Origin of the sequence: Streptomyces sp. NBC_00029, from assembly GCF_045160505.1 — a bacterium.
Taxonomy (GTDB): Bacteria; Actinomycetota; Actinomycetes; order Streptomycetales; family Streptomycetaceae; genus Streptomyces.
On record NZ_CP108292.1, the window covers coordinates 1471012 to 1492062 of the forward strand.

The 21051-nt window shown below is 71.2% G+C and carries 25 protein-coding genes and 2 pseudogenes; 13 read left to right on the forward strand and 14 right to left on the reverse strand.

What is annotated here, in order from left to right; genetic code table 11:
* Window positions 1-31: 31 nt before the first annotated feature.
* The 4 genes and pseudogenes from thpR (at window position 32) to OG753_RS07285 (ending at window position 2453) form a co-directional block, all read left to right on the forward strand.
* Window positions 32-616, forward strand: a complete 585-nt coding sequence (gene thpR / locus OG753_RS07270) for an RNA 2',3'-cyclic phosphodiesterase (protein WP_405787722.1) — start codon at window positions 32-34, stop codon at window positions 614-616.
* 531 nt (window positions 617-1147) lie between these two features.
* Window positions 1148-1765 (forward strand): annotated as a pseudogene (locus OG753_RS07275) (CHAT domain-containing protein); the annotation flags it as partial.
* Window positions 1752-2006: a CHAT domain-containing protein gene (locus OG753_RS07280; RefSeq protein WP_405787723.1), complete on the forward strand. Its 255-nt coding sequence runs from the start codon at window positions 1752-1754 to the stop codon at window positions 2004-2006. The pseudogene OG753_RS07275 and the gene OG753_RS07280, both read left to right, overlap by 14 nt.
* A gap of 75 nt (window positions 2007-2081) precedes the next feature.
* Window positions 2082-2453: a hypothetical protein gene (locus OG753_RS07285; RefSeq protein WP_405787725.1), complete on the forward strand. Its 372-nt coding sequence runs from the start codon at window positions 2082-2084 to the stop codon at window positions 2451-2453.
* A 456-nt stretch (window positions 2454-2909) separates the two neighbouring features.
* On the opposite strand, the gene OG753_RS07290 is transcribed toward OG753_RS07285, so the two are convergent.
* Window positions 2910-3233 carry a hypothetical protein gene (locus OG753_RS07290; protein WP_405787726.1) on the reverse strand — a complete coding sequence of 108 codons (324 nt, stop codon included), beginning with the start codon at window positions 3231-3233 and terminating at the stop codon, window positions 2910-2912.
* 14 nt (window positions 3234-3247) lie between these two features.
* On the opposite strand from OG753_RS07290, the pseudogene OG753_RS07295 reads away from it, so the two are divergent.
* A pseudogene (locus tag OG753_RS07295) lies at window positions 3248-3781 on the forward strand (cation:proton antiporter); the annotation flags it as partial.
* A 92-nt stretch (window positions 3782-3873) separates the two neighbouring features.
* Here the strand turns inward: OG753_RS07295 and OG753_RS07300 are convergent.
* The 5 genes from OG753_RS07300 to OG753_RS07320 all read right to left on the reverse strand — a co-directional run bounded on the left by OG753_RS07300 (window position 3874) and on the right by OG753_RS07320 (window position 6843).
* On the reverse strand, window positions 3874-4188 hold the full coding sequence (locus OG753_RS07300; protein WP_405787728.1) for a hypothetical protein: 315 nt from the start codon (window positions 4186-4188) through the stop codon (window positions 3874-3876).
* A gap of 91 nt (window positions 4189-4279) precedes the next feature.
* Window positions 4280-4546, reverse strand: coding sequence for a DUF4235 domain-containing protein (locus tag OG753_RS07305; RefSeq protein WP_327260975.1), 267 nt, complete (start codon window positions 4544-4546; stop codon window positions 4280-4282).
* Window positions 4543-5031: a DUF3618 domain-containing protein gene (locus OG753_RS07310; RefSeq protein WP_405787730.1), complete on the reverse strand. Its 489-nt coding sequence runs from the start codon at window positions 5029-5031 to the stop codon at window positions 4543-4545. Before OG753_RS07310 ends, OG753_RS07305 begins: the two co-directional genes overlap by 4 nt.
* Window positions 5028-5441: a phage holin family protein gene (locus tag OG753_RS07315; protein ID WP_327260977.1), complete on the reverse strand. Its 414-nt coding sequence runs from the start codon at window positions 5439-5441 to the stop codon at window positions 5028-5030. Before OG753_RS07315 ends, OG753_RS07310 begins: the two co-directional genes overlap by 4 nt.
* Before the next feature lie 322 nt (window positions 5442-5763).
* Window positions 5764-6843 (reverse strand): YihY/virulence factor BrkB family protein, encoded by a 1080-nt coding sequence (locus OG753_RS07320; RefSeq protein ID WP_405787732.1) that lies wholly within the window; start codon window positions 6841-6843, stop codon window positions 5764-5766.
* A gap of 82 nt (window positions 6844-6925) precedes the next feature.
* Here OG753_RS07320 and OG753_RS07325 point away from each other — a divergent pair, with 82 nt between their 5' ends.
* On the forward strand, window positions 6926-7459 hold the full coding sequence (locus OG753_RS07325; RefSeq protein WP_405787734.1) for a hypothetical protein: 534 nt from the start codon (window positions 6926-6928) through the stop codon (window positions 7457-7459).
* 202 nt (window positions 7460-7661) lie between these two features.
* Here the strand turns inward: OG753_RS07325 and OG753_RS07330 are convergent, their stop codons facing one another.
* From OG753_RS07330 to OG753_RS07350, 5 genes are all read right to left on the reverse strand, one after another.
* Window positions 7662-9026: an NAD(P)/FAD-dependent oxidoreductase gene (locus OG753_RS07330; protein ID WP_327260980.1), complete on the reverse strand. Its 1365-nt coding sequence runs from the start codon at window positions 9024-9026 to the stop codon at window positions 7662-7664.
* A gap of 161 nt (window positions 9027-9187) precedes the next feature.
* Window positions 9188-10222 carry an iron-containing redox enzyme family protein gene (locus tag OG753_RS07335; protein ID WP_405787736.1) on the reverse strand — a complete coding sequence of 345 codons (1035 nt, stop codon included), beginning with the start codon at window positions 10220-10222 and terminating at the stop codon, window positions 9188-9190.
* Window positions 10219-10476 carry a CDGSH iron-sulfur domain-containing protein gene (locus OG753_RS07340; RefSeq protein WP_327260981.1) on the reverse strand — a complete coding sequence of 86 codons (258 nt, stop codon included), beginning with the start codon at window positions 10474-10476 and terminating at the stop codon, window positions 10219-10221. The genes OG753_RS07335 and OG753_RS07340 overlap by 4 nt, the downstream gene beginning before the upstream one ends.
* Window positions 10460-11146, reverse strand: coding sequence for a HemK2/MTQ2 family protein methyltransferase (locus OG753_RS07345; RefSeq protein ID WP_327260982.1), 687 nt, complete (start codon window positions 11144-11146; stop codon window positions 10460-10462). Before OG753_RS07345 ends, OG753_RS07340 begins: the two co-directional genes overlap by 17 nt.
* Before the next feature lie 271 nt (window positions 11147-11417).
* Entirely contained in the window at window positions 11418-13658 is a 2241-nt protein-coding gene (locus OG753_RS07350) for a catalase (protein ID WP_405787739.1), read from the reverse strand.
* A 512-nt stretch (window positions 13659-14170) separates the two neighbouring features.
* On the opposite strand from OG753_RS07350, the gene OG753_RS07355 reads away from it, so the two are divergent.
* Both OG753_RS07355 and OG753_RS07360 read left to right on the forward strand, forming a co-directional pair.
* Window positions 14171-14446 carry an isoamylase early set domain-containing protein gene (locus OG753_RS07355; RefSeq protein WP_405787741.1) on the forward strand — a complete coding sequence of 92 codons (276 nt, stop codon included), beginning with the start codon at window positions 14171-14173 and terminating at the stop codon, window positions 14444-14446.
* 122 nt (window positions 14447-14568) lie between these two features.
* Window positions 14569-14970: a cofilin family protein gene (locus OG753_RS07360; RefSeq protein ID WP_327260985.1), complete on the forward strand. Its 402-nt coding sequence runs from the start codon at window positions 14569-14571 to the stop codon at window positions 14968-14970.
* Between the two features lie 51 nt (window positions 14971-15021).
* Here OG753_RS07360 and OG753_RS07365 read toward each other — a convergent pair whose 3' ends face one another.
* A complete protein-coding gene (locus OG753_RS07365) occupies window positions 15022-15417 on the reverse strand; it encodes an ATP-binding protein (RefSeq protein ID WP_327260986.1) in 396 nt (131 codons plus the stop codon).
* 97 nt (window positions 15418-15514) lie between these two features.
* Window positions 15515-16705 carry a PP2C family protein-serine/threonine phosphatase gene (locus tag OG753_RS07370; protein ID WP_405787743.1) on the reverse strand — a complete coding sequence of 397 codons (1191 nt, stop codon included), beginning with the start codon at window positions 16703-16705 and terminating at the stop codon, window positions 15515-15517.
* 293 nt (window positions 16706-16998) lie between these two features.
* Between OG753_RS07370 and OG753_RS07375 the strand changes: the two genes are divergently transcribed.
* A complete protein-coding gene (locus tag OG753_RS07375) occupies window positions 16999-17265 on the forward strand; it encodes a protealysin inhibitor emfourin (protein ID WP_327260988.1) in 267 nt (88 codons plus the stop codon).
* A gap of 72 nt (window positions 17266-17337) precedes the next feature.
* Here the strand turns inward: OG753_RS07375 and OG753_RS07380 are convergent, their stop codons facing one another.
* Window positions 17338-17598, reverse strand: a complete 261-nt coding sequence (locus OG753_RS07380) for a DUF5133 domain-containing protein (protein ID WP_327260989.1) — start codon at window positions 17596-17598, stop codon at window positions 17338-17340.
* Window positions 17599-18080: 482 nt separating this feature from the next.
* On the opposite strand from OG753_RS07380, the gene OG753_RS07385 reads away from it, so the two are divergent.
* The 4 genes from OG753_RS07385 (at window position 18081) to OG753_RS07400 (ending at window position 20808) form a co-directional block, all read left to right on the forward strand.
* The gene (locus OG753_RS07385) at window positions 18081-19262 is read left to right on the forward strand and encodes a PP2C family protein-serine/threonine phosphatase (protein ID WP_405787746.1); all 1182 of its coding nucleotides are present in this window, start codon (window positions 18081-18083) and stop codon (window positions 19260-19262) included.
* 134 nt (window positions 19263-19396) lie between these two features.
* The gene (locus tag OG753_RS07390; RefSeq protein WP_405787748.1) at window positions 19397-19765 is read left to right on the forward strand and encodes an ATP-binding protein; all 369 of its coding nucleotides are present in this window, start codon (window positions 19397-19399) and stop codon (window positions 19763-19765) included.
* Between the two features lie 282 nt (window positions 19766-20047).
* On the forward strand, window positions 20048-20365 hold the full coding sequence (locus tag OG753_RS07395; RefSeq protein ID WP_327260992.1) for an STAS domain-containing protein: 318 nt from the start codon (window positions 20048-20050) through the stop codon (window positions 20363-20365).
* A 227-nt stretch (window positions 20366-20592) separates the two neighbouring features.
* Window positions 20593-20808, forward strand: coding sequence for a hypothetical protein (locus tag OG753_RS07400; RefSeq protein ID WP_405787750.1), 216 nt, complete (start codon window positions 20593-20595; stop codon window positions 20806-20808).
* Window positions 20809-21051: the final 243 nt, after the last annotated feature.

Below are 21051 nucleotides of genomic sequence, written 5' to 3' on the forward strand. Positions count from 1 at the left end.
GAAGCGGGCCGGACAGGATACGAAGACCCTCGTGAACGAAGAACCCCAGGCAGCGACCGTCCGCGTGTTCATAGCGCTCGCCCCGCCCGACGACGCGAAGAAAGAGCTGGAGCAGCGGCTGCTGCCCGCCTACGCCGCGTACCCGCGCATGCGCTGGAACCGCATCGAGGACTGGCACATCACCCTGGCCTTCCTGGGCGAGCTCCCGGTCAGCGCCGTCGCCCTCCTGGAGCCGCCGCTCGCCGGCCTCGCGGCGACCAGGCCGCCGCTGCGGCTCGGGCTGCGCGGCGGCGGGCACTTCGACGAGCGGGTCCTGTGGACCGGGATCGACGGAGACCTCGAAGGACTGCACCTCCTCGCCGCCGACGTACGGACCGCGGTCACCGACTGCGGCATCCCCTTCCACGGCCGGCCGCTGCGCCCCCATCTGACACTGGCCCGCGCCCGGCGCCACGACACCACCAGCGCGGTGGAGGCCGCCGCCGGGCTCGACGCCTTCACCGGCCGCCGGTGGGAGGCCGGGCGGCTGCACCTCGTCGGGAGCAACACGGGCCGCGGCCCCGGCCCCATCCACTACCGCGACATCCGCGCCTGGCCCTTCGACGGCGCGAACTGAGCCCGGCGGCGCCGCTACGCTGACAGGTCTTCCGGACAGCGAGGGGGCCGCGGGGTGACGGCGCAATCATCGGACGGGGCCGCGCGGCGGGCCGCGCGGGCGGACGAACGCAGGATGGCACTGGCCCGCGAGTGGGACGAGCTGGTGGAACGGGTGCGGGGGACCTCCGGCTTCGAGGACTTCCTGCGGCCGCCGGGGCTCGACGACCTCCTTCCGGCCGCGCGGGGCGGCCCCGTGGTCCTGGTGAACATCAGCCGCTGGCGGTGCGACGCCGTCATCGTCACCCTCCGGGGCGTCCGGGTCACCCCACTGGGTGACCTGACCTCCGCCGAGGTCCAGCAGCGCGCCGAGGGCTACCTGGCACTGCTGCGGGCCGTCGAGCAGGCGGTGCGGGAACTGCTCCTCGCCCGGCGGGCGTTCGAGAACAGCGCGCCCACCCTGGAGGCGACCCGGCGCCACTCCGCCGCGAGCCGCGCCCTGCGACAGGCCCGCGACACCATGGAGTCGGGGCTGACGGACCTCGCCGCGTGGATGGGGGACCGGATCACCGGCCCGGTCCTGGAGACCCTCGGGATCCATGACGCACCGGCGCCGGGCGAGGCGTACCCCCGGGTGTGGTGGTGCCCCACCGGGCTGCTCAACCTGCTGCCGCTGCACGCCGCCGGGCACCACTCCCCCGCGCCCGCCGGCGTCGCCCCGCGCACGGTCATCGACCGCGCCGTGTCCTCGTACACCCCGACGCTGCGCGCACTCCTGGAGGCGTCCCGGCCGGGCCGCCCGCCCGGCCACGGCGACCCGCGGATGCTGGTCGTGGCCCTGGCGGAGACGCCCGGCGAGCTTCCCCTCCCCGCGGTGAACACCGAACGCGACCTGCTGACCGGCCTGTTCGCGGACCGGCACACTCTGCTGGAGGGCAGGGCCGCCACCTGGGACGCCGTGCGCGCCGGGCTGGCCCGCCACCCCTGGGTGCACTTCAGCTGCCACGGCGACCAGGACCTGTCGGACCCCTCCCGCGGCGGGCTGCTCCTCAGCGACCGGGTCCTGACCGTCCAGGACGTCGCCGCCGGGCACCACCGGGGGGAGTTCGCCTTCCTGTCAGCCTGCAAGACGGCGACCGGCGGACTGACGCTGACCGATGAGGTCATCACCCTGGCGGCGGCACTCCACGATCCTGTACACCGGATACCGGCACGTCATCGGCACCCTGTGGTCCGTCTACGACCGGTCGGCCGCGGCCGTGTCCGCCACGGTGTACGAGGAGCTCACGGCGGGCGGGCGCTTCTCCCCGGCCCGGTCCGCGCACGCGCTGCACACCGCGACCCGGCGGCTGCGTGACGCCGAGCCGGACCGGCCCAGCGCGTGGATGCCCTTCGCCCACATCGGGCCGTAGCCGGCGTCGCACGGACACCCTGCCACCACCCTTCGCCCTTCCGCACTCCACCATTTCCACGTTCCGAGGAGCCTCATGGGCGTCACGCCCCCACCCGGCTCGCAGCCCCTCGATCTGCCCTACGAGGAGATCACCGCACCCGAGTACGCGGCGCTCGCGGCCGCCCTCTTCACTCTGGAGGAGGGCGGACCGGACGTGACGGTGCTGCGCGGCAGCTGCCCGAGGTGCGGGGCGGTCCTGGAGGTTCCGGTGGCGGCCCAGGTGTTCCGGCGCCTTCGCCTGATCCCCTTCCAGGACGTCGTCCGGCGCCTGCGGGCCGCGCCCCGGGCCGGCGATCGCGTCGAACCGATGCTGTGCACTTGCGAGGACACGCATCCGGGCCGTCCCGAGGGGCGGGCCGGGTGCGGCGCCTACTGGACGCTGCTGCTGACGGAGGAGCCGGGGTGACCGGCGCCGCTCCCCCGCCGCCGCGTGCCTCAGCCCCACTCCGCGCCGATCCGGCCGAGCCGGTCGACCAGCTGCGGGTCGGGCGATGGTTGCCAGCTCGTGCGCCGCAGCGACGGCACGGAGTTCGGACCCATTCCCCCGGGTTCGCTGCCGGACGGCTACCAGATTCCAGCAGGCGCCCCGAAGTCCGTTCAGACGGACATTCGTTGGGGTCTGGTACAGCTCGGCACCCCCTATCAGTGGGGCGGGATTTGCTCCGCTCCTCGGGGACGGACCCGAGGGGGCGATGCGACTGCTCCTCCCTCATGCAGATGGCCCACCAGGCCGGCGGCGTCTCACTCACCCGCACCCCTACACCCAGGCCAACGAAGGGGCCGTGGTGAGCACCGACGCCCTTCGGGCGGGGAAACGTGATCAGTTCCGTCAATCTCTTCGGGATCATGGCGCCTCGCAGTTTCAGAACGACTGGTTGAACTGGCTCGGCGACAGGTTCGCCCGGCGGCCCACTTCCACGGACAGGTCTGCGTCCGGGTGATCGGCAATCCACTGCTGGATCTCGCGCATCACTGGCCGGTGCGCGACCTGCGCCCGCATCTGGGCGCTGAACTGCCACTGCCCACCAGAGCGGCGCAGGAAGACGATCATGTACCGCGCCACGGTCACGTCGGCGTCCCGCCCAAGGCCCTCTTCCACGAAGGCAAGGGCCGGATCAATCCCAGCCATCACACCCGCGCCCGTAAAGACGGTGCCGTCCTGCACGAAGACCGGGGTCGGATCCACCGCGGCATCCGGATACGGAACTCCTCCACGGCTACGGCTTCGTCGCAGTGTTCGTCGCGGCCTGCACGATCCGCAACGCCGAACGAGCCCATCGCTACCACCGCGTCATGCACGCCTTCACCGATCAGGTCGAGAGGCTTCTCACGGCCGTCATCCTCTTCCTCGTCGGCGGCTTCATCGCCGACGGTGGCCTTGCTGCACTGACCTGGCGCGGAGCTGTCCTGGGGCTGATGCTCTTCCTGGTGATCCGCCCGGCCGTCGGCTGGGCCGTCCAGATGCGGGGCCATGCCACGGGGAAGGAACGAGTCGTCATTGCGGTGTTCGGTATCCGGGGCGTCGGCTCGTTCTTCTCTCTTGCGTACGCTCTGGGCCAGGCCGATTTCGCCACGCCCGCGCGCGAGCCGTGGGCCGTGGGCCGTGGGCCGTGGGCCGTGGGCCGTGGGCCGTGGGCCGTGGTGACGTTCACCGTGTTGCTCTCGGTACTCGTGCACGGCGTCGCAGCGACACCCGTCACGGCCCGGCTTGACCGCTCGTCCCCGGATCGATGACCGATCAAGGGCTCAGGGCCGAGAGCGTGGGGTGGCAGTGCCCCTGCCGATCCGACTCGGGTCGGGTCGGGAAGGGCCGTGCGCCGCAGTTGTCAGCTCGGGGTGCGGCCCGGGTCCGAGTGCGGGTAGAGCGGGGCGACGGTCGCCCAGTACCGGTCGAGGTGCGCGTCGGCTGTCTTCAGCGCTTGATTGCCGGCCAGGTCGAGGAAGGCGGCGTGCAGACCGACCACACGCTCGTGACCCGCGCCGGCCCCGGCCGTGGCGGGTGTCCGGCGCCAGGGGGCGCGGGCGGCACTGGCACCGTGTCCGCTGTTGCGTCGGGCGCGGGTGTACCACCACCGCCCCGTGAGGACGCCGGCGGCGACAGCTGCGGCGGCCAGGACGTGCAGACCGTGTTGCACGGCCATGGCTTCCTCCACGAAAGGAGCGTTGTCGGTAGGGGTGCGTCGGGCGGGCGGTGCCGGCCGGCTCGGGGAAGGTGGCCGGCACCGCGGCTGATCAGCCCGGCCAGGTGCCTGTCACACGCCGAATCGTCACAGCCCCCGACCGGTCGACCGAGGCCTTGACCACGGCGAAGATCGCCCCCTGGATGGCTGCGGCGAGCAGGATCTGCTTCCAGGTCCGGTCCTCGTCGGTGGCGTCAGGAGCATCGCCCTCGCCCTCGATGAGCTTCCACGCCTGCTTGAAAGCAGCGCCTGCGATCGCGCCGCTGAGGGCGCCCAGGGCCAGCCCAACAGGCTTGTAGGCGATCTTGGATGCCTTCATCGGCGACGTCCCCGGCTGCGGCGGACCAGTAGGAAGACGGCTACGGCAGCTCCGACCACCAGGAGCGGGGTGCGGTTGGCGCGTGCAGCCGTCGCTGCCTGCCCGGCTCGTTCCAGAAGCGGGTCGGGCGTCTTGTCCGTCGCGTACTGGCCCGCCTTGGCCGCACTTTCCCGTACATGTGCTGCGGCCTGCGCGGTCTTCTCCAGGAGCGGGTCGGGGGTCTTGTCCTTCACCGCTTGGACGGCCTGCCCCGCCGTCTCGCGGATCTGTTCGGAGACCAGCACTGCCTTCTCGGCGGCCTGGCCCTTGACAGCGGCCGTCTTCTCCTTGGCCTGGGCCTTGATGTCGGCCTTCGCGGCGAGGGCCTCGACGGTCCGGCCGAGCTCGTCGCGGGTGCGTTCGACCTGATCGCGCAGTTCGTCGGAGCCGGGGCCGTCAGGGGTAGGGGCGGGGGTGCCGATGTTGGTTCGGGCGTCGTCGTTCATCGGTGTGCCTTCTCCTTGATCTCGGCCAGGTCGGCCCTGACGCTGTCGATGGTCTGCCCGGGAGCCGGGGTACCGGCCCGAGCGATCTGCTTCCTTCCGGCCAGGCCGGTCCCGGCCGCCACGATCCCCAGGGCCGCGGTGATGAGGAGGGCGGACGCCCACACCGGCAGGACCAGCGCGAGAGCGGCAATACAGGTTGCCGTCAGCGCCTGGAGTGCCAGAAGGCCGATGACTCCTGTGGCGCCGAAGAGGCCGCCGCTCTTCCCGTAGCGCTTGCCCTTCTGGGTCATCTCCGCCCGGGCCAGTTGCATCTCCTCACGTACCAGCTCGGATATCTGCTGCGAGGCGCGGGAAACCAGGACGCCCACCGAGTCGTCGGCGGCGTGGGGCTGCCGCTCTACCGTGCTCATGATGGGGACACCTTGCCTTTCGTCAATCGGCTGGAACGGGCGACACGTCAGTCGGGTCCTCTGCTCAGCGCCGGTGGTGTCCTGGATGGGGGCGTCGGCGCTGCGCGTGACCGAGTCGATGCCGTTCTGGGTTCAAGGGTGGTCATGTCGTCGTCACGGCGCGCCTACCCCGCAAGCGCGCTGGCACCCGCGCGGCAGCCGGCGTTGTACGAAAGGTGACTCGACAGCAGCCCGGGGGCGACCTCACACGACCATGGTGTGCTGGGCCGCGCCCTCGGTCGGCGGCCGCAGTCGGCGCCGGAGGGGCCGTGCCGTGCTGGTCTCACGGCGAGCCGTGTTCACGCATGAGTCGGTGCTCCGCCCGGCGGCGGTCGCCGTCGCTCCACGCACGGGTGTCGCGGGGCTCGACGTACGGTTCGTCGTCCTCCGGCAGTCCGCCGGCGATCGCGCGCTGCCTGGCCATTTCCGCGTCGAACTCCAGCCCGAGGAGGATCGCGAGGTTGGTGATCCACAGCCACACGAGGAAGATGATCACGCCGGCGAGGGTGCCGTAGGTCTTGTTGTAGGAGGCGAAGTTCGCGACGTAGAACGCGAAGCCTGCCGAGGCGGCCATCCAGATCGCCAGCGCCAGGAGGCTGCCCGGTGTCACCCACGTGAAGCCGCGGCCCTTCGCGTTCGGGGCGGCCCAGTAGAGAATCGCGATCATGATCGTGACGAGGAGGACCAGGACCGGCCACTTCGCGATCGACCACACGGTCAGGGCGGTGTGCCCGATCCCCAGGGCAGTGCCGGCCTGCCGGGCGAGAGAGCCGGAGAAGACGACGATGAGCGCGCTGGCACAGGCCAGGACCATCAGCGTGACGGTGAGGGCCAGGCGCAGCGGGAGGACCTTCCAGGCGGGGCGGCCTTCGGGCATGTCGTAGACGGCGTTCGAGGTGCGGATGAACGCGGCGATGTAGCCGGACGCCGACCACACCGCGACGACGAGGCCGACGACCGCCAGGAGCGATCCGACGCCGGAGTGGCCCTGGAGCTGCTGCACGGCGTCGGTGATCACGTCCCGCGCCGAGCCGGGTGCCAGTTTCTGCAGGTTGTCGAGGACCTGCTTGGTGGCGGACTCCCCCGCAAGGCCCAGCAGGGACACCAGCACGAGCAGGGCGGGGAAGAGGGCGAGGACTCCGTAGTAGGTCAGCGCTGCGGCTCGGTCGGCGAGCTCGTCGTCCTTGAATTCCTTCACGGTGCCGCGCAGGACAGCCTTCCACGACCGCTTGGGCAGCTCGGTGGGCCGGTCGGGTGCCCGCTCCTCCACCTGCGGGTCCGGGCCCGCCGAGTTCTCGTGGCGGGTGTCCCCGGGATCGTCGTCTCCGCCTGGTCCTGGCTCGGGTAGGGGTGTGGGTGTCATATCCTGCGGCTTTCCACCGCGGCGCCACTCATGTCCGCGGGGGCACACGAGAACCCGGGCCTTGCCTGCAGTGGCGTCTGGATTGCCCACGTCTCGGTGGGGGCCGGCTGCCGCACCTGCCTGCGGCGCGACACCAGGACAGGGAGCTGGCGGGGCCGGGGTCCTCGGCCAGCTCCACCAGTTCACCTTCCGAGGGGCCTGCCAGCCGGACCCAGGCGAACTCGCCGTCGCCCCTGTCCCGCAGTCGCTGGCGTACCGGGCGATCGAATTCCTGTCCGCGCACATCCCGGACCCCTCGGGCCCGGGCGAGGAATGCCTGCTCCTCGTCCACATCCGCCAGGTCGTCGGCCAGGTCCGCTACAGGATCTGCCCCGACTGCGCCCGGGGTGTCATCGCCGCGGTCATCATCGACGAGCGCTTCCACAGCACCGGCCTGGGAACGCAAGCGCTTTGGCACCTGCGTTCCCGCCACCCGACGACTGCCTGGCGCAGCACTGCCACGAGGCGCACCGCACGCGATCTCCTGCGCCGCATGCGTATTCCCGCAATCACCTCCGGCACCGGCTGCGACCATGCGCGCCAGCCGCTGCTTGGCCCGGTGCCGGCCACTTCCTGACCAACAACCTGCCGTCTGTACGAAACTGCTGAACCGGACGGTCACCGCCCTTCTCCCGGGCCTGGTCCTCGAAGCCCTGCGCCGCGGCACCACCACGCCGCTGGCCCAACACGATGGCTGCGCCCTTGCCCGGTGTTGGGCGGGAGCCGCCGGCCCCCGGTGGTCCGACTGCTGCTGACGGCGAGCTCGCCCGCCGGAGCTGTCAGCCTCCCTCGGCCGCCGTGCGGGCCCGTACCTCCTCCGGGGTGAGGTAGTGGTCGGTGTACTCGAAGTCCCGCAGCGTCCCTGGTTTGTACGTCTGGAATCCGGTCCGGACGAAGTCGTCGCCGGCCACCGCGTTCAGGAGCCAGTTCGTCATCACCCGGGTCTTCGCGGCGCCGGTGCGCAGTGCCGCCCAGTGGTAGCCGCGGGCCACGGCCTGGGCGGGCATCCCGCGCAGGTCGATGCCGAGCGGCCGGGAGACGCCGTCGCGGCCGCCGAGGTCCACGACCAGTCCGAGGTCCTTGTGGACGTACGGGCTCAGCGGTGTGCCCCGCAGCGTGGCGACGACGTTGTCGGCGGCGACCTTGCCCTGGCGCTCGGCGTGCTGCGCGGTGGGCGGGCAGACCGCACCGTCCCCGCCGCCGGCGAGGTCGGGCACGGCGGCCGCGTCACCGAGAGCGAACGCCCCGTCCGCCCCCGGAACCCGCAGGTCCGGAGCGACGACGAGCCGGCCGCTCTTCGCGGTCTCGGCGCCCAGCGTGGCGACGAGCGGGCTCGCAGCGACGCCGGCGGTCCAGATGAGGGTGCGGCAGGGCAGCACGCGGCCGTCGGTGAGGGTGACGTCCTCGGGGCCCGCCTTGGCGACGGAGGCACCGAGCGAGACCTCGATGCCCCGGCGGCGCAGCACGTCGAGGGCTGCCCTGCCCAGCCGGTCGCCCAGCTCGGGCATCAGCTTCGGGGCCACGTCCACGAGGTGCCAGCTGATCTCGCGCCGGTCCAGCCGCGGGTAGCGGCCGACGGCGTTCGTCGTGAGCCGCTGCAGGGAAGCGGCCGTCTCGGTGCCCGCGTAGCCACCCCCCACCACGACGAACCCGAGACGTGAGGCCCGCTCCGCCGAGCCCGGCGCGGCGGCGTCGGCCAGGTCGAGCTGGGCGATCACGTGGTCGCGCAGATGGGCCGCCTCCGCCAGCGTCTTCATGCCGCGGCCGTGCTCCGCCAGACCCGGGATGTCGAAGGTGCGGGTCACGCTCCCCGGCGCGAGCACCAGGTGGTCGTACGGCTGGTCCACCAGCTCCCCGGTGATCTTCCGGATGACGCAGACCTTGGCCCGGGTGTCGACGCCCACGGCCCCGCCGGGCACGATCCGGGTCCGGTGGCGGCGGCTGCGGCGCAGCGACACCGCCACGGACTGGGGGGTGAGCACCCCGGAGGCCACCTGCGGCAGCAGCGGCAGGTAGAGCTGGTAGGAGAACGGAGTGACCAGCAGGATCTCCGCCTCCCCGGGTGACAGCGTCCGCTCCAGGCGGCGAACGCAGGAGACGCCGGCGAAGCCCGCGCCGACGACCACGATCCTCGGTCGTGCCATGGTGTCCGTCCCTTCTCGGGTGTACGGGTCCCCTGCACGCCTTCCCCGGAAGGCCGTTCCATGCACGCGGAGAGCGGGGTGGACGGCTCGGCAGAGCCTGGACGGCCACCGAATGGCCCCGGCTGGCCCCGGACGTCTCCGCTCCGGGGGAATGCCGACCGCTAATGCTCGTGCAAGGGCGTGCGCAGTGCGCTGCGTTCGTGGTCCCAGGCTTCGCGGATGTGGCTCGCGAGGCGGTCTTCGAGGAGGACGGTCGCCGCACAGCCGAACGCGATGTCCTCCTCGAGGTCCGGTTCGTCGACGAGGAGGCCGCCGATCACTTCGTGGCGGACGACCTGCTCGTGGACGGCGTCGGCCTCGACGTGTTCGGCGTAGAAGTGCTCGGCGGCCGGCCCCGCGCCGCAGCGTCGCATGGCCTTGGCCAGCCGGCGGGAGCCGGGCGAGGAGGTGACCTCGACGCACGCGAAGTGACCGACGAGCGCGCCGCGCAGCGCCCGGTGCAGGCCGAACAGGGACATGAGGTTCACGGTCGCGAGCAGCGGGGCCGGCGCCCGGTCCAGGTACCGGCCGTACGTGGGGTCCAGCCGGAGGTCGGACATGAGGTCGGCGAAGAGCTGCGCGTGGATGCGCTCGGCGCGGCCGGCGCCGAACTCGTCGTACTCGATGGCGACCATGGCGGCCTTGGCCCGCCCGGTCAGCCGGGGGATGACCCAGGCGTGCGGATCGGCCTCCTTGAGGTGGTAGAGGGAGCGCAGGGCCGCGTACTCGCGCAACTGCCAGAGCTCCCCCTCCGTTTCGAGGTGGTGGCTCAGGCTGCCGGAGAGGTCGACGGGCTCGACGAGGAGCGGGGCGAAGGCGTCCTCGACCGTCCGGGGTGCATCGGACAGCTCGGTGCGCAGAGCGTCCAGGAAGCGCTCTTCCATTGCCTGGCGCAGTCGCAGCAGGTCCGGGTCCCACTCGCGTGCGTCGTCCACGCCGTCGAAGCCGCGGTAGTGGAGCTCGTAGAGGAGGTAGAGGGCGAGCTGGAGGTCCTCGCCCCACGGGTCGGCCTCCAGTACCGCCCCGGGGGCGCACCGCGGCGGACCCCCGGACCGCAGGGCGTCTGACACGGTGCCGGACAACTCGCCCCGCCCCTCCACCAGTTGGGGGCTCCGGTCTGCGACGGTGACCGGGTCCGGGAGGGGAGGGCGCATCATGGGTTCCTGTCCTCAGGCTGCGGCGAGGTTCGCTCGCGGGGGCGGTGGCTGGTGTCGCACCAGGGGTACGTACGGCTGCGACGGCATGTGCAGATGGCGACCGTGAAGCGGTCGGAGCGGGCGATCGTCCCGTCGTCCAGGACGATTTCGACGGGGCCCTCGATGAGGACGGGCCCCTGCGGGTCCACGGACAGGCGGCGCGCGGGCTGCACTCCGCCAGCCGGGCACGGACGGGGGTCAGAGGTTCTGGGCACGGATGACCACCAGCTCTTCCCACTCCTCGGCCTTGCTCGCCAGGCCTCTCCGCTCCAGCCAGATCCGCCGCGAGCGCAGGACCGGGCCCCAGGGAACGGACGCCTTCGCTGTGACCTGCGCGGACAACCCTGCCCCGGCCAGCCGGTCCACGGTCTCCTCGGCCCCGCACATGCCGGAGTGCACCATCAGCAGAGCGCCGCCGGGGCGCAGCAGAGTGGAAGCGGTCGCGCAGATCCGGTCGATCACGAGGCGTCCGTCCGGTCCGGCGTCCCAAGCGCGCTGCGGCCCCCGCGAGGGCAATGCCGCGCCCGGAGCGGGCACGTACGGCGGGTTCGACACGATCAGGTCGAAGCGTCGGCCGACGGTACGGGCCCTGAAATCGCCGTGCAGGACGCGCAGGGGAAGCCGATGGAGCAGGGCGTTCATACGCGCTGATGCGACGGCCGACCAGGAGACGTCGACGGCCGTGACCATGGCCCCTCTGCGAGCGGCATGCAGAGCGAGCGCGCCGGTTCCGGTGCCGATTTCGAGGACGCTGGTGCGGGGGCCCAGCTCCTCGCAGGCAAGTGCCTCGGCGAGCAGGTGGGTGTCCGCCTGCGGGCGGTAGACACTCGGCAGGGCGACCAGGCCTCCGGTGAGGGTTCTCACGCTGAGAGCCGTACTGGACATCGCGCACCTCCGGGGATCGCGGCGCCCGTGAGGCCGCTTCTTGGACGTCATCCGGCGGCTGCCCAAGGTGGGCGACCTCATGCAGCGCGCCGGCGATCTTCGGAGCATCGGACGGAATCGGAGAGGGGAACACGGACGAAGGCCAAACCGTCGGAGATCGGGCCGATGAGGAGGCCGTTCCCCGCCGGGCGAAGGGGTAACGGCAGGCGGGAACGGGCTCACCGCAGACGTCACGGTGGGCCCGTTCTCGTCGTTTGCCGCCTCCGGCGCCTCAGGCGGCGGGCGGGAACCTGTCCCAGGCCCGGTGCTCGGCCAGGGCTGCGGCAACGGCCCCTACGACGGCCGTACCGTCCTCTCCCAGGGCGATACCCGGGTCGTCGGCCGTGATGCCGGCGGTCTGGAGGAGCTGCTGCGCGCCGTTCCAGCCGCCGATGGCCTTGCCGTGCCGGTACGCCTCGGTGACGAGCAGGAGCACGCGCGGGTCGACGGCTCGTGGGGGCCGGGCAGTGCCGGCCTTGGCATCGCGGGCGCCGTACGCGTCCGCTCCGGCCTGGGGCACACCGGCGAGCAGGACGGCGTCGAATTCGGTGGAGCGGGCGGTGGCGTAGGTCCGCCGGGCGGTGATCGGATCGCCGTCGGGGTCGAGGGTGCCGCCCGTCGGGGCAATGACGAGGGGCACCATACCTGCGTCGAGGATGGCTTGCCGGGCGGCCCGTACGCCGTCCAGGTCGGCCTCCGCGTCGGCGATGATGCCGATGACGCGGCCGTCGGTCGGCCAGGTCCCGCCCATCTGGGAAAGGGCCGGGCTGGGGTCGGGCTCGGCGAGCGGCTCGGTGGCCGCGGGGGCCGGCAGACCCAGTCCGGTGGCGACCTGTTCGCACAGCTGCGGGTCGATGTTCGCCAGGACCTGGAGGGCGCGCTCCTTGATGGCCTGTTCGTAGCACTTGTTCAGTTCGAAGGTGTACGCGGCGATGATGTGCTCGCGCTCGGGCGGAGTCATGCTGAGCCAGAACAACCGCGGTTGGGTGAAGTGGTCCGAGAACGAGGCCGGCGCCTGACGGACCTTGCTCGCCGCCGGGATCTTCACCGGCGTTTCGATGAAGGCGCCCGTGTCGGCTCCGGCGAAGAAGGGGCAGCCTCCGTCGAGGCTGTTGGGGTGATAGGGGGCGACCCCGGTGTGGACGGCGGTCTGGTGCATGCCGTCGCGGAGCATGTCGTTGACGGGGGCGTGCGGCCGGTTGATCGGGATCTGCCCGAAGTTGGGGCCGCCGAGGCGGCTGATCTGTGTGTCGAGGTACGAGAAGAGGCGGCCGGCGAGCAGCGGGTCGTCGGTGACGTCGATGCCGGGAACCAAGTGTCCGGGATGGAAGGCGACTTGCTCGGTCTCGGCGAAGTAGTTCTTGGTGTTCGCATTCAGGGTCATGAGCCCGATCGGCTGGACCGGGGTGAGCTCCTCGGGGACGATCTTCGTCGGGTCGAGGAGGTCGATGCCTTCGAAGGTCTGGTCGTCGGTGTCGGGGAAGACCTGGATGCCCAGTTCCCACTGCGGGAACGCGCCGGATTCGATGGCGTCGAACAGGTCGCGGCGGTGGAAGTCGGGGTCCATCCCGTTGATCAGCTGGGCTTCCTCCCAGACCAGGGAGTGCACGCCCAGCTTGGGCTTCCAGTGGAACTTCACCAGCACGCTTTCGTCGCCCGCGTTGACCAGGCGGAACGTATGGACGCCGAAGCCCTCCATCATCCGGTAGGACCGCGGGATCCCACGGTCGGACATGTTCCACAGGGTGTGGTGCGTGGCCTCGGTGTGGAGCGAGACGAAGTCCCAGAAGGTGTCGTGCGCGCTCTGCGCCTGCGGGATCTCCCGGTCGGGATGCGGCTTGCCGGCGTGGATGATGTCGGGGAACTTGACGGCGTCCTGGATGAAGAACACCGGGATGTTGTTACCGACCAGGTCGAAGGTGCCTTCCTCGGTGTAGAACTTCGTCGCGAAGCCACGCGTGTCGCGCACCGTGTCGGCCGAGCCACGCGAGCCGAGGACCGTGGAGAACCTGACGAACACGGGTGTCTCCACGTCCTTCGCCAGGAAGGCGGCACGCGTCACTTCGCCCGCGGTTCCGTAGCCCTGGAAGACCCCGTGGGCGGCGGCGCCTCGCGCATGCACCACTCGTTCCGGGATTCGCTCGTGGTCGAAATGCGTGATCTTCTCGCGCAGATGGTGGTCCTGGAGAAGGACCGGCCCTCGCGGTCCGGCCTTCAGCGAATGGTCGGTGTCGTAGAGCCGTGCCCCTTGAGCGGTGGTGAGGTGGGCACCGCTCTGCGCCGTGCGCGCCTGCTCCGCCCCGGTGGGCTGCCCGGTGGGGCTCACGGTCTCCGGTCCTTCCTGGTCCGCCTTCGGCGGGAGGGGCTCCGAGGGCTGCGTCGGCTCGGCCACGGCCGGGGACACCGGTCCCGGCTTGCCCGGCACGCCGTTCCCTTCCGGCTCCGACGTTGCAGGGCTGTGCTTCGTGGTCATCGCATGTCTCCAGGGAGTGGGCTGCTGAACGCTTGAGCCATGACCGGGATGCACCCGCTCCCAAACGGCGGCCAGGTGCTTCTCACCCGCCGCAGCGGCGTTCCGGGCATCTGCGCCGACAGCAGAGCGGTTGCGCGTGCGCTGACCGCCTGTCGGCCCGCGCACCCCGGAATGCAATCGGCGACGCACCACCGCAGGATGCCGCGGGCGGTCGGATCAGGGGGTGAAGAGGACCTTGACGGCGCCGTCCTGCTTCTTCTGGCACATCGCGTACGCGTCCGGCGCCTGCTCGAGGGGCAACCGGTGCGTGGCGAAGTCCTCGACGCCGAGGGGTCTCCGTCGGTGAGCAGCGCCACGCAGGAGCCGCAGCCCCGGGCCGGCCCCGGCCGCCGCTGCGGCAGGCGGCCACCCGGGTGACCTCCGCTCGGGACACGGCCCTGCGCTGCCGGGCGCGTGCGCGGCACCGCAAGGATGCACGGACAGGTTCCCCTTCCCGTGGCTGGAGTCTTCCCGTGCTCGAACGCAAGCAGGTCAAGGGCCGTACCCAGGTCACCTTCGTCCTCCCCGACAACGCTCCGGAAGGGCCCGTCAGCGTCGTCGGAGACTTCAACCACTGGAACCCTGCCGCCCACCCGATGGCTTCCCGCGGAGACGGAACCCGCGCCGCAACCGTCGCTCTCCCCGCCAACAGCGCCCACTCCTTCCGCTACCTCGCGGTCGGCGACTACTGGTTCGACGACGAACAGGCCGACAGCCACGACGGCGTCAACGGCCGCCTCCACACCTGATCTGCGGCCTGCCTGATTCCGCCCCAGCTGGGGGCACGTCCTCGCGATCGTCAGGACCGCGGCGCCAGCACGCTCGCCGCCCTGATGGCCGGATCCCGACCAGCACCGAGGTGAGTCCCCCCGTGAGCAGCCCGACCGGCCTTTCCGAAGGCTCCCTTGCCTCGCTGCAGCACATGAGGGAGCAGCGTGAGATCAACACGGTGGTCCTTCGCTACGCGGGCGCCCAGGGTGTCCTGCTTCCGGAGGCGGAGGGAAACCTGACCCACGACGAGCTGGTGGAATCCCTGCCCGCGGACGAGCCGCGGCTGATCGTCCACGAGCTGGCCTACGCCAGCCCCGAGGGCACGCGGCGGCACGCACAGCTCCTGATCTTCTGGATGCCGCCGGACGCCGGCGAGCAGGAACAGGCCTATACGGACGGGTTCACGGCCCTGAAGGAGTTCCTCCCCGACGTTCACGTCCACCTCACGGCCAGGCGTGCGAGCCAGCTCGAGCACCGAAGACTCGTTGCCCTCGCCGGCTGACAACCCGTTTCAGCGCTGACGCCGGCGGCGGCCCGGCCTGCACCACCGGCCCTACCAGGGGGCACGGGCGCAGATGGTCTTCCCGCCGTCGGGGGTGGGTTCGATGTGCACGTCAGTGGTGAGGTGAGTGATCAGTTGCCACCCCCACCCGCCGGTTCCGTCGAGGTGGGGCGGGCGCGGCTCGGGCGGGTCGGGGCTGGCGTCGGTGACGCGGATGTCGATGTGGTCACCGTTCAGTTCGAGGTGGAGCGATGCGGGCCCACGGGTGTGGCGCATGGCGTTGGCGACCAGCTCCCCGACGACCAGGAGCACGGCATCGCCGCTCCCCGGTTCGGCGGGCTGCCGGATGTCTGCGGCATGGTGGAGGAAGGCTCGGGTGGCGTCGCGCGCCGATGTCGTGGGCTGCCCGCTGCGGGGCAGGGACCGATCAAGTACGGGTGCATCCATACGTCCTCCTTCCGCCGGGCTCTACGTCGCACCTGCCCGATCCATGGAGGACAAACCCGGCAAAGCCCCCGGTGATGCTCCTGGGCCGGGCGTCGGCTCAGGTCTTCGCGCGGCGGATCCCGGATGACGGGCCGTACCAGTCCAGGCACAGGACGGTCGCATCGTCTCTCGGCGGCCGGCCGTCATAGGCGTCGATGACCGCCGCGACCAATGTGCGCACGACCTCGCGCGGATGCTCGGTTGCCGTCTTGAGGATGAGGCTGGGCAGGTCGACTGCTTCGGCTTCGCGTTCCTGCACGCCATCGGTGTGGAGAACGAGGCGGTCGCCGGGGCGCAGGTCGAGGACTTGGACCTGGTAGGAGCCTTGGTGGGTGACGCCGAAGGGCAGGTCCACGGACAGGCTCAGTTCATCGACGGCGCCGTCGCGCAGCCGCAGGGGCCAGGGGTGGCCGGCGTTCACGAGCCGGGCGCTGCTGCCGTCCAGGGAGACGCGCAGCAGCTGGCCGGTGGCGAAGTTGCGGCGGCCGTGGTCGAGGAGGGCCTGGTGCGTTTGGCGGGCCTGTTCGGCAAGGTCCGTCCCCGCGCGGCGCGCGCCGCGGGAAGCGTTGACCAGAAGGGTGGCCATGAGCGAGGCATTGACGTCGTGGCCCATGGCATCGGTGATCGACACGTGCAGGGTGCCGGTGTCGAGGCTGTAGTCGTACGTGTCGCCGGCGATGTCGGAGGCCGGGACCAGGGCGCCGGCGAGGGCGAACTCGGCAGCTTCGCAGGAGGGGGCCGAAGGCAGGAGCTGGCGCTGGATTTCCGCGGCCAGGCTGACCGAGGTGGTGCGGTTGCCCCAGTGGTAGAGGTCGGTGAAGCGGCGGTCGGTGACGATGATGTATGCCAGAGCGTGCGCGGCCTCTTCGACCTGTTCCAGCACATCCGGCGCGATCTGGGTGAGGAACAGCTCCAGGACACCGATCGTGTCGCCGCGATTGGTGACAGGGGCGAGCACCCGATGCCCCTGCTCGCCCTCCGGTGCCAGCACCGGTTTCTGGCTGCGCAGGACCTCGTCGTAGACGCTGCTGCCGGCGAGGGGTACCTGTACGGCGCGCTCCTCCCGGTAGGCGGCCGTGTCGTGGACGCGCAGGAGGCGTCGGCCGACGACGTCGACGAACAGGAACGAGACATACCGCGCACCGAACCGGTCATGCAGATTGCGCGCGACGACGTCGAGGGAGTCCACCGGCGCGGCATCCTCCGCCGCCGCCAGCACCTCGGTCAGTCCGATCCGATCACGCCCCACATCAGCCTCCGCCTCCGCTGCCGCAAGACAAGCCGTGCCGTTTCCCTCCTTCAAGTCCACCTCAGGCGGGGCAGAGCTGCATGTCAGGCGCGCCGACGGGCGGGGGACCGTGGGCGCGAGGGTGCGGCAGGACCTCTTTCGGACATTCTGAGCTCGATGTAAGCGGGGCAGAGCATGTGCGGCTTTTACGGGCAGGCGAAGGCTGACCACAACCATGCACCGCCCCCGGGCGCCCGGCTCCGGCCGAACGACCGGAGGGCCAAGCGGTGTTCTCTTCAAGGAGGTCCCACACCATGCTGATCACCGTCACACGCACCGGCGGGTTCGCAGGCGGGGAGAAGACGGCGTCCCTCGAAACGGAATGCCGCGCCGACGGGCCCGAGCTGGAACGGCTGGCCGAACTCGCGCTCAGCACTGAGGGCCCCGCGGGTCAGGAACCCGTTCCCGACGGCTTTCGCTACGTCGTCCGCGTCGACAGCAAGCTGGTGGAATTACAGGATCCGTACCTCACCGCGGACCAGCGGCAACTGATCGACGCCGTTCTGGCCACTGCCGTCTGAGCGGCCCGTCCACCCCGCCGCCGGCCGGCGGCGGGGTACCGGCCAAGGCGGGGCCGGTACGGCACGGGCGAACTATCCCGCCGTACCGCTCAAGGTCCGACCGCCCTGTGCCGCCGCCTCCGGGTCGTACGCGTCACCGAGCCATGCCGTGTCCATCCGCTCCCGCGCCGCGGCCAGCGCTGCGTCTATGTCACGCGTCCCGGTCGACACGCACAGCGTGTAGACCACGTCCTCCATCTGCTGCCGTACAGGCCCGTGGGGGCCTGCGGCCCGGAGCTCCGACTCCCTCTCGTACTCCTCCACCAGACGTGTCAGCACAGCGGGGTGAGTCATCAGCACGATCTCGCTCCTTCACACACGTCGCAGTCACGGGCGGCCAGCGGCCCCCGATGCGCCGCCTGCCCCGGCACTGGCGTCCCATGCGCCACAGGCGCCGTCGCGGAAGCGGGCCCGTGGTCCTGATACCTGAGCCCTGCATCTACCCCTCCGCTGGGGGTGGATGCGTACCGCGCGCTGCGGTGCCGGCTTTGGTGTCAGGACCTTCTTCATGCCGTCCTCGCCCCCGTGGGGTTCCGGTCGGCTACGGGGGACCCTGAAGGGGAACCTGCGGGGGAAACACGGGGGGGGAAGCTGAGGGGGACGCGTTCCGCGCTCTCACCACGCATCGCCGCTGTTCAGACCCCGTCGCACGCCAGATGCGTCCGCCGGACGCTTTGGGTATGTGCATCCATTCGGGCTTCGGCGTACGAAGTGTCTTGGTGGTGATGGCGTCGTTTCGCCGGGAAGGAGAGCCCCGTAACCCCTTGGAGGCTGATGTGGCGGATGGTCGGATCGGGCTGGCGGAGGTGCTGGCGGCGGCGGAGGCTGCCGCGCCGGTGGACTCTCTCGATGTCGTGGCGTGGAATCTGCGGGACCGGTTCGGGGCGCACTACGTGTCGCTCCTGTTCGTCGACGTGGTGGGCCGACGTCTACTGCGGGTCCATGACACGGCAGGCGAGCATCACGAGGATCGCGCCGCGCAGGTGTCTCTCTCGGGCCGCAGCGTCTACGACGAGGTTCTGCGCAACCAACGCGTGGTCCTCGCTCCGGACGGCGGGCAGGGACAACGCGTCCTCGCGCCGGTGACGAATCGCGGCGACACCATCGGTGTCCTGGAACTGTTCCTGACCGATGTCACAGCGGACGTGCTGGAGCAGGTGTCGGAGGCCGCGCACGCTCTGGCGTACATCATCGTGACCGACCGCCGTTTCACCGACCTCTACCACTGGGGCAACCGCACCACGACGGTGAGCCTGTCGGCGGAGATCCAGCGCCAGCTCCTGCCCACCGCTGCCGCCTGCGAGGCCCCGCAGTTCACCCTCGCCGGCGCCCTGGTTCCGGCGTCCGACATCGCTGGCGACACCTACGACTACAGCCTCGACACGGAGACCCTGCACCTGTCGATCACCGATGCCATGGGCCACGACGTGGGCGCCTCCCTCATGGCGACCCTCCTGGTCAACGCCTCCCGCGGCGCCCGCCGGGCCGGGGAGGACCTCGCCGAACAGGCCCGCCAGGTAAACCGGGCGCTCCTCGACCACGGCCGCCAGACCATCGCCACCGGGCAGCTGCTGCGCATCGCCCTGGACGGCACCAGCGCCCAGCTCGTCAACGCCGGCCACCCCTGGCCGCTGCGCCTGCGGGACGGCACGGTCGACGAACTCCGCCTGGCCGTGAACATGCCCTTCGGTGTCTCGGCCCAAGGCGCCTACCTGGTTCAGGACCTCGACCTGCAACCTGGTGACCGACTCCTGCTCCACACGGACGGCATGCAGGAACGCGACGCCGAATCGGTCGATTTGCCGGGCCTGCTGCGCAAGACTGCGGAGGAGCACCCGCGTGAGGTCGTGCGTGCGCTGGTCGGTGCGGTCAGCGACGCCTACGACGGCGGGCCTCCGAAGGACGACGCCACCGTCCTGTGCCTCGATTGGCACGGCCCCCACGACGAAAGCCCCTGAACGAACACCTGATCACGGAGACTGGCACGGGTGGGTCGAAATGGGGTGGGGGCCCGCAGCGGGGGCAGGTGCAGGGCAAGCCCACCTTGGAGGGTGACTCCGTGGTTTCGCCCGTGCTCGTCCCTGATCAGCCTGTGCCCCGCACCGGCCGGCCCACGACGACTGCCCGGGGTATCGCCCACGACTTCCTCCATCATGCCGCGCAGGTCCGGGTGCCCGCACGGGCTGAGTACACCGACGCGGTCCTCATGGTCGTCACGGAGCTCGTCACCAACGCGATCCGCCATACCGCCGGCTCTGCCGTCCTCCACCTCGAACTCCACGACGACCACATCGAAATCCGCGTCACCGACACCAGCCCCGAACCGGCGGAACCACGCCTGCCCCGGACCGACGGGAGCGGCGGCTACGGATGGCACCTCATCGACCGCCTCACCACCCGCACCCACACCGAACCCACCCCCCGGGGTGGCAAAACCATCTGCGCCCACGCCCCCTGGTAGGAACAACAGCCGGGCCTTGGCGCCCTCCCGCCCTGGTGGGAGGACATGGGCGGGTGCGGTCTGGCCTTTGCAGCGGGCGCGTGACACGCTCGAGGGACAACCAGCCTGGTCTGGTGGGAGACCCCGCGCCACCGCGAGGCCACTCGGGTGGCCAGTGGAGGTACGGGTGGTCTCGCTCGGCTTTGCGCGGCCCATAGCGGCCGCGCGCTTGACGGCCTTCTCCGCCCGAATCCGGGAGCCGACCGTAATGGGCTCCGACCCACAAAGGCGGATCCGACAACCATGCGCCCCACCTTGAACATCGACACGGCCACGCACGCCGGACTACGGACCGTCCTGACCATCACCGGGGCGCTCGACATGGACACCGTCCCGCACATCACTGCGGCCACCGACCCCCTTGCCCTGGGTGGCCTCACCCTCGTCCTGGACCTGTCGGCCGTCACATTCATGGACTCCTCCGGCCTCAACACCCTCCTCACCCTCCGCAACCGCGTCGAAGCCGAGCAAGGCATCCTGGAACTGCGCGGGCTCCCCGACCAGGCCCTGCGCCTTCTGGACATCACCGGCGCACGCGCCCTCTTCACCCTCACCCCGTAAGCGCGAACGGGAGGGCCCGCCCACGCCAGCCGCAAGCCCTTGACCTGTGGCGGGACGGCTCGCCGATTGCGGCAACGGGCAGGCGGCTGGCGCGCTGGTCTGGCCGCCTCTGGAAGAGGCGCAGCCGTGAGGAGATCCAGTGACACGCAGACCGCCGGTTGAGCCGATGCCGGCGCAGGCCGCGGAAGCCGTGCCGGACCCCGCCGCTTTGCGGGCGGGGGCGGCGTATGAGCAGAAGCTGTACGGCCACCGGGCGGCTCCTCTTCACCTCAGCCGTCCCGGGCGACACGGTGCTGGTGCAGACCCGCCGCGGGGCACTGGTGCAGGACCGGTCACCGGGCCTGGTGGCGGCCGCCGAAGCGCAGATGCCGCACGGCCTGGTCCTCGACGGCGCAGCACGACTGCCAGGAGCTCCCGCCCCTACGCCGAACGCCGCGCCCTGATGGCCCCGTGGACGCTGCGTGGCATGCGAGGACCCTGGAATACCGCAGTACGGCTCCTGTGCCGCGGCTACCCGGGGTCGCGCGCCGGTCAGGTGTGGATGCGGCTGTTGGGGCCGTCCTGGTCATCGGCGGTGTCGTCGTTGAACCAGTGGTCGCCGGCGGCGAGGTAGCGGAAGGAGTGGGTGCTGCCCTTGGGGAGTTGCACGGTGACGGCCCGGTGGCCTCTTTGCGCGGCGGGGTGAG

What these genes read in the sequence shown, in the direction of transcription:
- OG753_RS07395 (WP_327260992.1), top strand. Translation starts at nt 20,048, where the DNA reads ATGCGCCCCACCTTGAACATCGACACGGCCACGCACGCCGGACTACGG.
- OG753_RS07375 (WP_327260988.1), top strand. Translation starts at nt 16,999, where the DNA reads ATGCTGATCACCGTCACACGCACCGGCGGGTTCGCAGGCGGGGAGAAG.
- OG753_RS07320 (WP_405787732.1), bottom strand. Translation starts at nt 6,843, where the DNA reads ATGACACCCACACCCCTACCCGAGCCAGGACCAGGCGGAGACGACGAT.
- OG753_RS07285 (WP_405787725.1), top strand. Translation starts at nt 2,082, where the DNA reads ATGGGCGTCACGCCCCCACCCGGCTCGCAGCCCCTCGATCTGCCCTAC.
- OG753_RS07335 (WP_405787736.1), bottom strand. Translation starts at nt 10,222, where the DNA reads ATGATGCGCCCTCCCCTCCCGGACCCGGTCACCGTCGCAGACCGGAGC.
- OG753_RS07365 (WP_327260986.1), bottom strand. Translation starts at nt 15,417, where the DNA reads ATGGATGCACCCGTACTTGATCGGTCCCTGCCCCGCAGCGGGCAGCCC.
- OG753_RS07280 (WP_405787723.1), top strand. Translation starts at nt 1,752, where the DNA reads ATGAGGTCATCACCCTGGCGGCGGCACTCCACGATCCTGTACACCGGA.
- OG753_RS07315 (WP_327260977.1), bottom strand. Translation starts at nt 5,441, where the DNA reads ATGAGCACGGTAGAGCGGCAGCCCCACGCCGCCGACGACTCGGTGGGC.
- OG753_RS07380 (WP_327260989.1), bottom strand. Translation starts at nt 17,598, where the DNA reads ATGACTCACCCCGCTGTGCTGACACGTCTGGTGGAGGAGTACGAGAGG.
- OG753_RS07350 (WP_405787739.1), bottom strand. Translation starts at nt 13,658, where the DNA reads ATGACCACGAAGCACAGCCCTGCAACGTCGGAGCCGGAAGGGAACGGC.
- OG753_RS07400 (WP_405787750.1), top strand. Translation starts at nt 20,593, where the DNA reads ATGAGCAGAAGCTGTACGGCCACCGGGCGGCTCCTCTTCACCTCAGCC.
- OG753_RS07305 (WP_327260975.1), bottom strand. Translation starts at nt 4,546, where the DNA reads ATGAAGGCATCCAAGATCGCCTACAAGCCTGTTGGGCTGGCCCTGGGC.
- OG753_RS07345 (WP_327260982.1), bottom strand. Translation starts at nt 11,146, where the DNA reads ATGTCCAGTACGGCTCTCAGCGTGAGAACCCTCACCGGAGGCCTGGTC.
- OG753_RS07310 (WP_405787730.1), bottom strand. Translation starts at nt 5,031, where the DNA reads ATGAACGACGACGCCCGAACCAACATCGGCACCCCCGCCCCTACCCCT.
- OG753_RS07330 (WP_327260980.1), bottom strand. Translation starts at nt 9,026, where the DNA reads ATGGCACGACCGAGGATCGTGGTCGTCGGCGCGGGCTTCGCCGGCGTC.
- OG753_RS07300 (WP_405787728.1), bottom strand. Translation starts at nt 4,188, where the DNA reads ATGGCCGTGCAACACGGTCTGCACGTCCTGGCCGCCGCAGCTGTCGCC.